The organism is Rhizobium sp. AQ_MP (genome assembly GCF_014237835.1).
Lineage (GTDB): Bacteria > Pseudomonadota > Alphaproteobacteria > Rhizobiales > Rhizobiaceae > Allorhizobium.
In genome coordinates, this window is sequence record NZ_JACJVI010000006.1 from 98920 (window position 1) to 112781 (window position 13862).

The following is a 13862-nucleotide window of genomic DNA, read 5'->3' on the forward strand; positions in this document are numbered from 1 at the left end:
TTCACGGCAAGTCCGTGCCAGCCGTTTTGGCATGCGCGATGGCTTTGCGCTATTTTGACATGAAAAAAGCCCGGCGCGCTTTCGCGGGCCGGGCTCTTGTCAGGATCGATCCCGATCAGTCGTTGGCGGTCACCTTGAGGCCGATCAGGCCCGGAATGGTTTCAGGCGCGCCCATGGCCGCCCCCATGATCATCGGGAAGGCGACGGGGTTTGCGGGGGCCGCCGCGATCGTCAGCGCCTTCGGATTGTCGATATAGGCGTTGACCGCGGCCGAGACCTCGTTCTGCAGCGCGCCGAGTTTGGCCTGGGCGAGCAGGATCGGCACCATGCCCTTGACCATCTGCGCCATTTGCGCGCCATCCGTGCCCTGGCTCTTGCCGGCAAAGTCGAGGCCGCGCTTGGTGATGCCGGCGTCTTCGAAGCGGATCTGGGCGTCGACCAGCGACAGCTGCTGCACCAGGCCGAGCATGGCAAGACCCGCGGCCTGCTGGGCCTGCTCGTTCTGCGGCTGCGCCTGCATCATGCGGGCCTGTTCCTGCATCTGCTTGACGAGGTCGAGCGTATAGCCCGACATCGAAAAGGCGAGGCTGAGCTTGCCGACATTGGCGAAGTCGATCGAGTAATCCTCGATGTCGATCGTGCCGCTTTCCACTTCCCAACTGCCGGACATGTTCATGTTGCCGTCAAGCTTGGTGAGGCCGAGCGCTTCGATCTGTGCCTTGGCCTGTGCATCCTCGACGGTGCTCAGATCAGCCTTCACGCCGGTTACGGAGCCTTCGAAGGTGATCGTGCTCTCGTCATCCGACAAGCCCATCGTGCCGACGGCTTCCGCCATCGAGAATACGGACTTTCCATCGACAGTAACGTCAACGGGACCGCTATGCGCCTCTTCGTAGAACATCAGCGAATCAATGCCCTCGGCCTTGACGTCACCAGGAACGTAGACGCCGGCGAGATAGAGATCCTGAACCTTGAAGCTCGATTTTTCCTCGGTCACGTTGACTTCGGGGAACTCGACGCGGTCGATGAAGTAGGCGCCGCCTTCCTCTTCGCTCACGCCCTGCAGCGTCAGCTGCTCGATGGCCAGCGGCTTGTCGGTCGCATCGCCTTCGACACCGAACTTGACGCCCTTGAGCAGCACGTCCGAGCCCGACACTTCGATGGCGTCTGCCTTGATTGTCGTGCCACCACTGGCGAAGGAGGCATTGATTTTGTTCAGCAAATCCTGGCCGTCCAGCGCAAAAGCCGGACCTGCGAAGGCGCAGAGCGCGGCGCTCGCGAGCAGAAATCGGGTGGAGCGGTGCAAAGTCATGAGGAGGTCCTTCGTGCTGGTCCCGCGTCTGACACGGGTAAAATTCATCGGCGATATTTATAAGGGGGATTGGAAAAACGTCCACCGCTTTTCGCCATAGCGCGATAGCGGACGATTGCGGCGTGATCGGGGTCACAGGCCCTTAATCCACAGGCGGAATGCCCGGATTCCTTGCCGTTGCGGGTCTTCTCCGCTAGGGGAGACCCATGGGGACAAATCAGCTTCCGCCCGATGAGGGTGGCGATCACATTCTTCCGGTGGACCTGAAGGCGGCGCTCGAAGAGCGCTACCTCGCCTATGCCTTGTCGACGATCATGCACCGGGCCCTGCCGGACGTCCGCGACGGCCTGAAACCGGTGCATCGCCGCATCATCCACGCGATGAGCGAGATGGGCATTCGCCCGAACTCGGCCTTCAAGAAATGTGCCCGTATCGTCGGTGATGTCATCGGTAAGTTCCACCCGCATGGCGACCAGTCGGTCTATGATGCGCTGGTGCGTCTGGCGCAGGACTTCTCGCAGCGTTATCCCGTCGTCGACGGGCAGGGCAACTTCGGCAATATCGACGGCGACAGTGCGGCCGCCTATCGTTACACCGAAGCCCGCATGACCGATGTTGCGGCCCTGCTGCTCGAAGGCATCGACCAGGACGCGGTTGACTTCCGTCCGACCTATAACGAGGAAGACGACGAGCCGACGGTTCTGCCCGGTGCCTTCCCGAACCTGCTCGCCAATGGCGCCTCGGGCATCGCGGTCGGCATGGCGACCTCCATCCCGCCGCACAATGCCCATGAGCTCTGCGACGCGGCCCTCTATCTGATCAAGAACCCGGGCGCGCCCGTCGAGGAGCTGCTGGCAGATCCCGCCCATCCGGAGCGCGGTGGCATCGAGGGCCCCGATTTCCCGACCGGCGGTGTGATCGTCGAGAGCCGTGCCTCGATGCTGGAGACCTATCGTACCGGTCGCGGCGGCTTCCGGGTGCGTGCCAAGTGGGAGACCGAGGATCTCGGTCGCGGCGGTTATCAGATCATCGTCACCCAGATCCCGTTCCAGGTGCAGAAGTCGCGCCTGATCGAGAAGATCGCCGAACTCCTGGTCGCCCGCCGCCTGCCGCTTCTGGAAGATATCAGGGACGAAAGCGCCGAAGACGTGCGCATCGTGCTGGTGCCGAAGAGCCGCACGGTTGATGCGACCCTGCTGATGGAATCGCTCTTCAAGCTGACCGAGCTCGAAAGCCGCATTCCGCTCAACATGAACGTGCTCTCGCAGGGCAAGGTGCCCAAGGTCATGGCCCTCAACGAGGTGCTGACCGAGTGGCTGGACCACCGCAAGGACGTGCTCGTCCGCCGGTCCAAGTTCCGCCTGGCGGCCATCGACCGTCGCCTGGAAATCCTCGGCGGCCTGCTGATCGCCTATCTCAATCTCGATGAGGTGATCCGCATCATCCGCGAGGAGGACGAGCCCAAGCCTGTCTTGATCGAGCGGTTCACGCTCACCGACAACCAGGCCGAAGCCATCCTCAACATGCGCCTGCGCAATCTGCGCAAGCTCGAGGAGTTCGAGATCCGCAAGGAGCACGAGGCGCTGTCCGCCGAAAAGGCCGAGATCGAATCCCTGCTCGCGTCCACTGACAAGCAGTGGCAGACGGTTGCCTGGGAAATCGGCGAGGTGAAGAAGAAATACGCCAAGGCGACCGAGCTCGGCCGCCGCCGCACGGTCTTCTCCGACGCTCCGGAAGCCGATGTCGAGGCAATCCAGCAGGCGATGATCGAAAAGGAACCGATCACCGTCGTCATCTCGGAAAAGGGCTGGATCCGTGCGCTAAAGGGCCATATCTCCGACACCTCCTCGCTGACCTTCAAGGAAGGTGATGGATTGAAGGTGGCCTTCCCGGCCCAGACGACGGACAAGATCCTGCTGGTGACCACCGGTGGCAAGGTCTACACGCTCGGCGGCGACAAGCTGCCCGGTGGCCGTGGTCACGGCGAGCCGCTGCGCATCATGGTCGACATGGAAAACGATCAGGACGTGCTGACCGCCTTCGTTCATGACGCAAGCCGAAAGCTCATCTTCGTCTCGACCGCCGGCAACGGCTTCATCGTGCCGGAGGGCGAAGTTGTCGCCAACACCCGCAAGGGCAAGCAGGTGATGAATGTCGGCATGCCGGACGAAGCCAAGCTCGTCGTGCCCGTCAGCGGCGATCATCTCGCTGTCGTCGGCGAGAACCGCAAGCTGCTCGTCTTCCCGATCGCCCAGATCCCGGAAATGACCCGCGGCAAGGGCGTGCGCCTGCAGCGCTACAAGGATGGCGGCGTTTCCGACGTCAAATTCTTCGCGATGGCCGATGGCCTGACTTGGGCAGACAGCGCCGGCCGCACCTTCACCAAGACGAAGGAAGAACTGGTCGAATGGCAGGGCGATCGAGCTTCGGCCGGTCGCCTTGTGCCGAAGGGTTTCCCGCGCAGCGGCAAATTCTCGGGCTGATCCTGAACGAGGAGGGGGAGGGAGCCGGTCGCCTTGCGGCCGGCTTTTTGTGTCAGCCGCGTTCCCAGATCGACCAGACCCCCATCAAGGTGGCTGCATTGCCGAGGATGAAGTGCGAGACGATCGGCCCGGCAAGATTTCGATACTTCAAGTGCAGCCATCCCCAGACGATTCCCGAGACGAGCGCCACCACGGCAAGCGACTGTGAATAGTGCAGGTGCAGGGTCGAGAAGATCAGCGAGGTGATCACGATCGCCGACATCGGGCGCGTCTTGCCGGGCATGAGATCGGCGATCGCCGTCAGCAACACGCCGCGGCAGATCCATTCCTGGAGTGGTGCGACGAGAATGTAGGTGTAGACCGTAATCGTCACCAGCTTGGGGTCGATGATCGGCGTGCCCTGCAGTTCGGGATAGAGGATTGTCCGGAAATAGGCCATCGCGGCCAATGCGACGACACTGATGCCGAGCCCCACGCCGATGGATTTCCAGAGGTTTTCCATCCGGATACCCATGTCCTGCCGGGTGAGGCCGCAGCGGACGGTCAATCCCCAGATGACGAACGCGCCCCAGACCTCCATGACCCGCGACGTCCAGAACATCACCTGCTCCTGATGGGACACCTTCAGATGTGTCAGGATGATGCTGTTCACCAGGGCATAGATATTGATCATCAGGACCATGGTGACGAAGAGGAAGGCGAGGGCGTGGTAGCGCCGGTCTGCCTCTTCGAGCGCCACGAACTGCTGCCTGAGCTTTCCGTAGCTTGCAGAAAGTTGCGCATAGATCTTGCGAAAGAACAGGGTCGCGACTTCGGGTCTGTCGCTGAGAAACTCCCGATACTGCGACCGGTCGATCTTCCAACCTCGGACCGGTGTCAGGGCCCTGGCCGAAGCGCTGCGCGGGTCGCCGCTGATCAGCCCCAGTTCGCCGATGAGACTCCCATCGCCCGCCACCGCTAGCACATGACCGGTCTGTTCGTTGTAAACTTCGACCTCGCCCTCTGCGATGAGGATGGCGAAGCTGCTGTCGTCGCCCGTGCGGAAGAGCACGCTGCCGATGTCGTAATGGATGACTTCCACATGATTGCGAAAGGCGTCGAGATAGGCGTCGCTGACGCTGATCGTCGTATGTTTGAGGAGTTTTTCGGCAAAATCAGACTGTCCGGCCTGGTGCGTTGCGTCGACCGTCTTCATTACTCTATCCGTCCGGCATGGAATTCGTGCGGATACTACTGATTTCGTTCAGAAAACGGAGAGGCGTTGATCGGCCAAAAATGGGCGAGTCCGGGCAGCCCGGCGTCTAGAGCCCGGAAACGCTCGCCAGCCGCGGAAAGGCTTTGATCTTCACTTCGTCGATGGGAGCTGGGCGTCCGAGATAATAGCCCTGGCCAAGCTCGATGCCGAGTTCGTGCATCAGTTCGACATGATCGGCCGTTTCGAGCCCTTCGATGAGAATTTTAAGACCACGATTGCGGATAAGCCGGATAATGTCTTCAAGCATGGCGCGGCCGGCCGGGCGTCGCGCGTCCTGCAGGAAGGAGCGGTCGATCTTGACGGTATCGAAGGGGAACAGCCTGAGCCAGGACAAACCGGCAAAGCCCGTTCCGAAATCGTCAAGCCAGATGCGGATGCCGAGCGCCTGCAGATCGGTGATGCAGCGGATCACGTCGGACTGCCCTTCCATGTCGATGCCCTCGGTGATTTCAAATGCGAGCTGAGAGCCGGAGACACCGGTTTCCTCGAGGATCGTTGAGACCGCAAGTGCAAATCCGCGGGATTTCAACTGGATTGCAGAGACATTCACGCTCGCCATCGGCGCTACGCCGGTCGCCAGAACCTCTGTGCAGGCTTGACGGATTGCCCAGAGCCCAAGGTCCAGAATGGCGCCGGTGCGCTCTGCGACCGGGATGAACTGGGCAGGCGACAATGGCGTGCCGTCGATCATCTTGAGCCGCATCAGCGATTCCACCGCCTCCACGCGACCCGTGCGCATGTTCTGGATCGGTTGGTAGACCAGATGGACGAGATTGTTCTTGACCGCCATGCGCAAGGTGGCCGCTATATTCTCGTTGTCGTCGCTGGTCAGCGGATCGTTCGGGTTGAACAGGCGGATGCAGTTTCGACCGTTTGCCTTGGCGGAATAGAGCGCGCGATCCGCTTCGTTGATGATGCGCTCCAGCTTCGGTCCGCTTTGGGGGCGTGTATAGGATGCGCCAACGCTGACGGTGACGACCGCTTGTCCATCGCGGCGCTGGTCATGGACCAGATGCAGGCCCTCAACGGCGCTGCGGACGATCTCGCAGAGCGCCATGACCTGGTCGCGGCCAGTGACGCGCGACAGCACGATGAACTCTTCCCCACCATAGCGACCGACGGAGGCATTCAGCGGCTTCAGCGTATCGTTGAGGACGCTGGCGACGAGGATCAGGCAGCGATCACCCGACTGATGGCCGTAGAAATCATTGTATTTCTTGAAGAAGTCGACATCGACCAGAATTGCGGCAAAGGCCTTGCCTTCGGTCTGCCACTCGTTCCAGTAGTCCCGCAGGCGCTTGTCCACGGCACGGCGGTTTTCCACACCCGTGAGATAGTCGGTGTTGGAGAGCCGCTCCAGTTCGGCTCCGCGTTTTTCTGCTTCGCTGTGCTGATGTTCAGCTTCCAGCGCATTGAGAAAGACGTTGTAGCGTTCCTCGTTCAGCTTCCAGTTCACGTAGGATGTGAAGACGAAGCAGGACAGATAGAAAAGAATGACGACAAAATTCTGATGATACTCAAGCTCCGGGATGTAATTCAGACTGGTGAAGAAAATAACCAGAATTGCAGCCGAGGTGGCGACCGACAGTCGGAAAAAGAGATTGAAGAAGAGATTGGCGCTCATCATGAAGATGGTGCCAAAGTACATATAGAATTTGAATGTTTCAAAATCGTCCGTTTGCATCGCCGGGATCAGCCATCCGAGATAGGCGACGACCACCGTGACGGCGCATGTCAAATCCGACCATTTTGATGAAGCACGTACGAAGACTACGATTTCCATCGTTGTCAGGGCAAGGATCGCCACGGCGAAACGCGCCATGATCGTGTACCTTGCAACATCCGGTATCAGCATGGCGTCGGCGATGCCAAACAGCAGATAAACAATCAGCGCGAGCCAGAAGCCACCGCGGGTGTCTCGAACTTGGGCTGCGCCTCTTGCCTTCATGTACTGACGCTTCAGCGCTCCCGCTGAGCGAGTATCCGAGCGCGTTTCTCCTCGATGGGGCTGTCGGGCATCGCGGCCAATTGAGGCCGAGTGCGGAGAGGGCGACGGGAAGGCTACGCCTGACCTCGCCTGTCCTGGCTCGTGTTTGCCCAGGTCCATGTCTTGCTCCCGTCTCCGCTCAGCACACTGTCACACGTGCGTCCGGCACTTAACCGCGCCAGGCGTTAACTACGTTTTAAGATGTCGGGAAGTCGGGGCTGTACGGAAATCAAAAGCGATCTATGGTGTACGAAGTATTAATATCGAGTTTGACTAAAATGGAGCGGAAAATGAGTCGTTTGGACATTGCCATCGATGGTGAAAGCCTGATTACCCCGGACTCGATTGCCTCAGAGGTCTTTTCGTCCACCGATCCGATCCGAGATGGTGAACTGGAAGAAGCACGAGCCGCAATGGCCCTTCACCTTCGAGTGGCTGAACAGCAGTTCCAGCAGGATGGCGATGTCGGGCAGACCATGTTGCGCCTGTTCACCGCAATGAACGCCGTACGCAATCGTTATTCCCCGAAGGTGTGGGAGCAGGTGATCCCGATTGCTCAGAATCATGCTGTGGCTCGCTATTGCCACGAGGATCCCTTCACGCGCTGGTCATTCGAAAAGCCCCGTGGTTACTCGGGCGACGCTGGCCTGCTCGATTTCATCTATGGGCATTCGTCCGTTCAACCTCTTCTTGATGCCGCAAGCCCTCTGGGCAAGGCCATTCATGGCTTCGTCAGCCAGGCGCCGGCTTGCGCCGCTGTGCGTGAGCGCCGCGACCTGCTGGCCCAGTTCGTTGATGACGTTGCGTCTTCGCGCGGCGGCGAAGCGGAGATCCTGACAATCGCAGCCGGTCACCTGCGTGAAGGCTCCATGTCGCAGGCCCTGAAAGACAAGACGATCAAGCGCTGGATTGCTCTCGACCAGGATCCAATGAGCGTGGGCGCTGTGGCCAGTGAGTTCCATGGTACGGTCGTCGAAGCCGTCAATGGATCGGTGGGCACGGTGTTGAAGCGTGCACAGAGCTTCGGCACCTTCGATTTCGTCTACGCCGCCGGCCTTTACGACTACCTGGCCGATGAAGTCGCGATCAAGCTGACGCAGCGCTGCTTGCAGATGCTGAAGCCGCACGGCACCTTCCTCTTCGCCAATTTCGCGGACGAAATTCCCGACGACGGATACATGGAAACCTTCATGAACTGGGCGCTGTTGCTGCGTTCCGAAGAAGACATGTGGCGGATCATGCGCGCAGCGAGTGAAGGCCTCGATGTCGAGTGCACGATACGCTTCGGTCAGAACAAGAACATCGTCTACGGCATCATCCGCAAACTGTCCTGATATGAAACAGCCCTCTGCAGCGGCGTGGCTGCGGAGGGCTCGTTTGTCTCGAAATGGGACGCAAGGCGACCGGCGCCTCGTCCGCTCACCCTTCAAGATCCGGGGATTGACGCATCCAGCCTTGGCTCATCAGATGTTCCTGCGGCTGGAAGCGGGTTTTGTACCCCATCTTCTTCGATCCCTGCACCCAATAGCCGAGATAGACATGCGGCAGGCCGAGCGCCTTGGCCCTGCGAATATGGTCAAGCACCATCATCGTGCCGAGCGATCGCTTATCCATTTCCGGATTGTAGAACGAGTAGACCATCGACAGTCCGTCGCTCATCAGGTCGGAGAGGGCAACGGCAATGAGCTCGCCGCGCGGTTGGGCAGAAATCCCGTCGCCCGGCGTCCGTAGCCTGTATTCGATGACCCGCGTCTGGACATGACTGTCCTCGACCATGATCGCATAGTCGAGCGCCGACATATCCGACATGCCCCCATTCTGGTGGCGGTGATCCAGATAGTGGCGGAACAGGGAGAACTGCTCGGTCGATGGCTGGGCGGGAAAGACGGTCGAGACGAGATCGCGGTTGACCGCCTCGACGCGGCGGAATCCGCGGCTCATCTGGAACTCGTTGACCAGAACCCTTACGGAGACGCAGGCGCGGCAGGACTCGCAGGCCGGCCGATAGGCGATGTTCTGTGAACGACGAAAGCCACCCTGCGTCAGAAGATCGTTCATCTCGGTCGCACGCTGACCCACGAGATGCGTAAAAACCTTCCGCTCCATCTCTCCCGCCAGATAAGGGCACGGCGCCGGCGCCGTCAGGTAGAATTGCGGGGAGGGGCTCGTCTGCGTGTTCATATGCGGATCAAGAGAATCCTTTAGCGTCGTCTTGAACAGGTAGGATGGCGCAAGAATGAAAAAGGTCAACACTCCGGCATCGCGCCGGAGTGCTTTGTGCCTGTGATCGGGGTTTTGGATTTAGTAAGTCCGCACCGCAGCCGTGCCGAGCAGCAAGTCGTGCACGAGGCGCGAGCGCTCGATGAACAGACCGGCGAGCAGGACCAGTGGCGTCAGCACCGAGTTCAGGATCCAGAACAGGGCGAGATGGGCGATGGCCGTCACAAAATCGATCTTGCGGCCATCGAGCCGGATCATCGCAATGCCCATCATCCGCATCCCCGGGGTCGCCTGCGACGCGCCACCCACGGACATGCCGAAATAGAGCGCGGCGACCACGAAGAACAGGATCGGATAGAGAAGCCAGCCGAGGCCAAGGGTCAGGATGCCGAGAAAGAACACGACGACGGCGGCCGGGATCCACAGGAGGCCGATGAACAGATAGTCCACGAGAAAGGCAAAAACCCGCCGTGACAGCACGCCGCTATAGGCGCGCCAGTCTTCAGGGGCGGCATAGGACGGATTGCTATCGAGGCTCATGTCGGGCTCCTTTGAGGTTGCACCTCAGATATGGGGTGCCCGATGCCGAATACAATAATCCCCGGAAGATCAGCCACGCTTGGCCAGGAGACGTGCCACCTCGGGCGCGAAATAGGTGAGAATACCGTCGCAGCCGGCGCGCTTGAAACAGAGAAGCGTTTCCAGCATCGCGCGTTCGCCGTCGATCCAGCCATTGGCGGCGGCCGCCTTGATCTGGCTGTATTCGCCGGAAACCTGATAGGCGAAGACCGGCAGGCCAAAGGCTTCCTTGAGGCGCCAGCAGATGTCGAGATAGGGAAGCCCCGGCTTGACCATCAGCATGTCGGCGCCTTCCTCGACATCGAGAGCAGCGTCGCGCACGGCTTCGGTGCCGTTCGCCGGGTCGATGTAATAGGTCTTCTTGTCACCCTTCAAGAGACCGCTGGTCGAGATCGCCTCGCGATAGGGACCGTAGTGACAGGAGGCAAATTTCGTCGCGTAGGACATGATGCCGACACTCTGGTGCCCGGCAGCATCGAGCCCCTGTCGGATGGCTCCGATCCGGCCGTCCATCATGTCGGACGGCGCGATGATGTCGGACCCGGCATCGGCCTGCGCCACGGCTGCGCGCACCAGCTGATCGACCGTCTCGTCGTTGACGATTTCGCCATCGCGCAGGATGCCGTCGTGACCATGGCTGGTGAAGGGGTCAAGCGCCACGTCGGTGATGACGCCGATATTCGCCACCGCCTTCTTGATCGCCGCCGTCGTCTGGTTGATCAGATTGTTCGCCTCGAGAATCTGCGAACCCGTTTCGTCACGCAGCGCAAGCTCGATGTTCGGAAAGGTCGCGAGCGCGGGAATGCCGAGATCGGCAGCTTCTTTTGCCGCCTCAACCGCCTTGTCGACGCTCATCCGGAAGACGCCGGGCATGGCCGCGATGGGGTCCATGATACCTGACCCGGGCACCACGAAGATGGGCCAGATGAGGTCGTCGACGGTCAGGCGGTTCTCTTGAACCATGCGGCGCTGCCAGTCGGCCTTGCGCAGCCGGCGCATGCGCCGGTGGCCGGTGACCTCGTCCACCCGATGTGTCTTGTCCGTCATGATACTGATCCTCGTCTTGTCTCCGGCTGCTGATTAGCACGATGGCCGGAGCTTGCAAAACGGAACAGGGGCTGCAGGGCATCTGCAGATGGTCAGCTTCGGCGAGCAAGTGCGATCAACAGGGGAGGGGGCTCGGCTGATGCTGGCGAAGGTCTTGTCCGGGGCCTATCTTCCACTTCATGGAAGCTGATTCGTCCAACACGCCCATTCGCAGCCTGACCGAGACAATCTTCGTGCTCTTCCTGCGCGTGGTGGCTCTCGCCTGCCTCTGGTTCGGCCTGCAGTACTGGGCATTGCTCGTCGGCTACAGCCACGATGGTCTCGGCCGCTTCGATCTCCTCTCCACGCCCTGGCGCGTGGCGGCCACAGGCCTTGCCGTGGTTTTCCCTGTTGCAGCTTTGGGTCTCTGGGTCGCCGGCTCCTGGGGGCCTGTCATGTGGCTGCTTGCCGCCGGTGGTCAGGTTCTGATGTTCACCGTGTGGCCCGAGATCTTCGGCAACAACATGCTGGCGGTCATCATGCATTCCGTCGTCTTCGTGGTCTTCATCCTCTTCCGCCTGGCGTTGTGGTTCGAAGGGAGACACAAGCAGGAGCGTATAACGGTTGATTTACCCTGATACGACAAGAGGCTTCGGTAAGCCTCTGTTAAGCCTGCGTTTTAAATAGAATTTTATGCGCATTGGATACGGTCCTCACCAAGGCGGGAGAAAAAACCAACACCGCCAAACAAAACAGTGAGGCAGACCGATATGAACACCAAGCTCAAGCCGCAGCCGGCCACTCTCGACCCGCAGGAAGAAGCGATCCGTTCGCTCTACCTCGAATCCCTCCACCTCGTCGAGCGTCTTCACCGTCGCCTTCTCGACGTCATCAAGGACGAGTTCGACCGCAAGGGTCGCTCCGACATCAACGCCGTTCAGGCGCTCCTGCTCTTCAACATCGGCAATTCGGAACTGACCGCCGGTGAACTGCGCTCGCGCGGTTACTATCTGGGCTCGAACGTCTCCTACAATGTCAAGAAACTCGTCGACCTCGGCTTCATCAATCATCAGCGCTCGCGTGTCGACCGGCGCTCGGTCCGCATCAGCCTGACGGATGCCGGCCAGGAGATCGCCGAGACCGTCGCCAAGCTCTATGAGCGCCATATCGGCTCGATCCAGAAGGTCGGCGGCATCGGCACCGACGAGTTCACTCAGATGAACAAGCTCCTGCAGCGCCTCGACCGCTTCTGGAACGACCAGATCCTGTATCGCCTCTGAGGCTTGCCCAGACGACCTCCTCAAGCGATCCACCGCTCGAAACCGGATGCTTCTCGCGAAGCGTCCGGTTTTCGCGTTATGGCTTCACGCGGCGTCCTCCGGGCTACACAGTCCCGTGACGGAACAGCAATGTGACACGAATTGGCCATATTGATATGGGACCGCGAAAACGAGTGGAGGGGGCGCTTCGACAGCCTCCGATCGACCTTGTAACGCACAGTTGAGCCTGTCTGGCGGCGCTTTGTTAACCATGGCGCGCTATGCGTCTGGTTTAGGTTCAGGATGAAACGGTAGGGAATATGTCCAAGAAGTCTGGAATTGTTGCTCTTTCGCGCCGCTCGCTGCTTCGTGGCGCGGCCGCTGCCGGTGCTGCGGCATTCGCCGGGCAGGCCATGGCGCAGGATGCGATCAATGACCTGATCAATGCGCCGCGCCGCGGCAACTGGGATGACCAGTTCGATGCCCAGGCGTCGCGCACGGTTGCCGGTGTCGTTTCCAATTCGCCGATGCTGAGTCCCAACAACCTGGTCTACATGCAGCAGGCCATCTCCCAGTATCAGATGATCGTGTCCAATGGCGGTTGGCCGACGGTGAACGCGCCGGCTGCTCTGCGGATCGGGGCCATGGATCCGTCCGTCCAGAGCCTGCGCCAGCGCCTGATGATCTCGGGCGACCTGCCGCGTGAAGCCGGGATGTCGAATTCCTACGATTCCTATGTCGAAGGCGCGGTGAAGCGCTTCCAGGCCCGCCACGGCCTGCCGGAAGACGGCGTTCTAGGCGAATTTACAGTCAAGGCGCTGAATGTCGGCGCCGATGTGCGCCTCAACCAGTTGAATACCAACCTGATCCGACTGCAGTCGATGTCCGGCGATCTCGGCCGACGCTTCGTCACGGTCAACGTGCCGGGTGCCTCCGTCGAAGCCGTCGAGGATGGCCGTGTTGCGCTGCGCAACACCGCCGTCGTCGGCCGTATCGATCGCCCGACCCACATGATCAATTCGAAGATCTACGAGGTCATCCTCAATCCTTACTGGACCGCGCCGCGCTCGATCGTCGAAAAGGACATCGTGCCGCTCATGCGCAAGGACCCGACTTACCTGACGCGCAACAGCATCCGTCTGTTCGACGGTAACGGCAATGAAGTGGCGCCGGAGACGGTCGACTGGAACGCCGAGAAGGCACCGAACCTGATGTTCCGTCAGGACCCCGGCAAGATCAACGCGATGGCGTCGACAAAGATCAACTTCCACAATCCGAACAACGAATACATGCACGACACGCCCCAGCAGGGCCTGTTCAACAAGCTGATGCGCTTCGAATCTTCCGGCTGTATCCGCGTGCAGAACGTTCGCGACCTTGTCACCTGGCTGCTGCGCGACACGCCTGGCTGGTCGCGTCAGGAAATCGAGCGCGTCATCACCACGCGCCAGAACACGCCGATCAAGCTGGCGGAGGAAGTGCCGGTCTACATCGTTTACATCTCGGCTTGGTCGACCAATGACAGCATCGTGCAGTTCCGCGATGACATCTACCAGAAGGACGGCGACGCCCAGCTGGCTCTGCAGGCCAATATCGGCGTCGAGCAGTTCGCGGGTTCCGTCGACGAGGACCTGGTCCCGCTCCAATAAGCGGTAAATGAATAGAAACCAATGTTGCTTGCGAAAGCCGCGCCCTGTGCGCGGCTTTTGCATGTGAACTTGCCGCCGCAAGTAAATCTGCC

The 13862-nt window shown here is 60.3% G+C and carries 11 protein-coding genes; 5 read left to right on the forward strand and 6 right to left on the reverse strand.

The genetic code is table 11. The annotated features are described in order from the left end of the window. Positions 1 to 115: 115 nt before the first annotated feature. A complete protein-coding gene (locus H6M51_RS11650) occupies positions 116 to 1312 on the reverse strand; it encodes a hypothetical protein (protein ID WP_185810022.1) in 1197 nt (398 codons plus the stop codon). Positions 1313 to 1518: 206 nt separating this feature from the next. Between H6M51_RS11650 and parC the strand changes: the two genes are divergently transcribed. After that, a complete protein-coding gene (gene parC / locus H6M51_RS11655; protein ID WP_185810023.1) occupies positions 1519 to 3795 on the forward strand; it encodes a DNA topoisomerase IV subunit A in 2277 nt (758 codons plus the stop codon). A gap of 52 nt (positions 3796 to 3847) precedes the next feature. On the opposite strand, the gene H6M51_RS11660 is transcribed toward parC, so the two are convergent. Together H6M51_RS11660 and H6M51_RS11665 are read right to left on the reverse strand one after the other, a co-directional pair. Then, positions 3848 to 4990, reverse strand: coding sequence for a cyclic nucleotide-binding domain-containing protein (locus H6M51_RS11660; protein WP_185810024.1), 1143 nt, complete (start codon positions 4988 to 4990; stop codon positions 3848 to 3850). A 106-nt stretch (positions 4991 to 5096) separates the two neighbouring features. After that, on the reverse strand, positions 5097 to 6998 hold the full coding sequence (locus tag H6M51_RS11665; protein WP_185810025.1) for a GGDEF domain-containing phosphodiesterase: 1902 nt from the start codon (positions 6996 to 6998) through the stop codon (positions 5097 to 5099). A gap of 329 nt (positions 6999 to 7327) precedes the next feature. Here H6M51_RS11665 and H6M51_RS11670 point away from each other — a divergent pair, with 329 nt between their 5' ends. Beyond that, positions 7328 to 8371, forward strand: a complete 1044-nt coding sequence (locus H6M51_RS11670) for a class I SAM-dependent methyltransferase (RefSeq protein WP_185810026.1) — start codon at positions 7328 to 7330, stop codon at positions 8369 to 8371. Positions 8372 to 8456: 85 nt separating this feature from the next. Here the strand turns inward: H6M51_RS11670 and H6M51_RS11675 are convergent, their stop codons facing one another. From H6M51_RS11675 to hemB, 3 genes are all read right to left on the reverse strand, one after another. Then, on the reverse strand, positions 8457 to 9218 hold the full coding sequence (locus H6M51_RS11675) for an arginyltransferase (protein ID WP_185810096.1): 762 nt from the start codon (positions 9216 to 9218) through the stop codon (positions 8457 to 8459). Between the two features lie 120 nt (positions 9219 to 9338). Then, positions 9339 to 9797 (reverse strand): RDD family protein, encoded by a 459-nt coding sequence (locus H6M51_RS11680; RefSeq protein WP_185810027.1) that lies wholly within the window; start codon positions 9795 to 9797, stop codon positions 9339 to 9341. A gap of 69 nt (positions 9798 to 9866) precedes the next feature. Beyond that, positions 9867 to 10883: a porphobilinogen synthase gene (gene hemB / locus H6M51_RS11685; protein WP_185810028.1), complete on the reverse strand. Its 1017-nt coding sequence runs from the start codon at positions 10881 to 10883 to the stop codon at positions 9867 to 9869. 179 nt (positions 10884 to 11062) lie between these two features. On the opposite strand from hemB, the gene H6M51_RS11690 reads away from it, so the two are divergent. The 3 genes from H6M51_RS11690 (at position 11063) to H6M51_RS11700 (ending at position 13770) form a co-directional block, all read left to right on the forward strand. Then, positions 11063 to 11500, forward strand: coding sequence for a DUF6163 family protein (locus H6M51_RS11690; RefSeq protein ID WP_185810029.1), 438 nt, complete (start codon positions 11063 to 11065; stop codon positions 11498 to 11500). A gap of 132 nt (positions 11501 to 11632) precedes the next feature. After that, positions 11633 to 12142 carry a transcriptional regulator LdtR gene (gene ldtR / locus H6M51_RS11695; RefSeq protein WP_102021346.1) on the forward strand — a complete coding sequence of 170 codons (510 nt, stop codon included), beginning with the start codon at positions 11633 to 11635 and terminating at the stop codon, positions 12140 to 12142. A gap of 299 nt (positions 12143 to 12441) precedes the next feature. Beyond that, on the forward strand, positions 12442 to 13770 hold the full coding sequence (locus H6M51_RS11700; protein WP_185810030.1) for a murein L,D-transpeptidase: 1329 nt from the start codon (positions 12442 to 12444) through the stop codon (positions 13768 to 13770). The last annotated feature ends 92 nt before the right edge of the window (positions 13771 to 13862 follow it).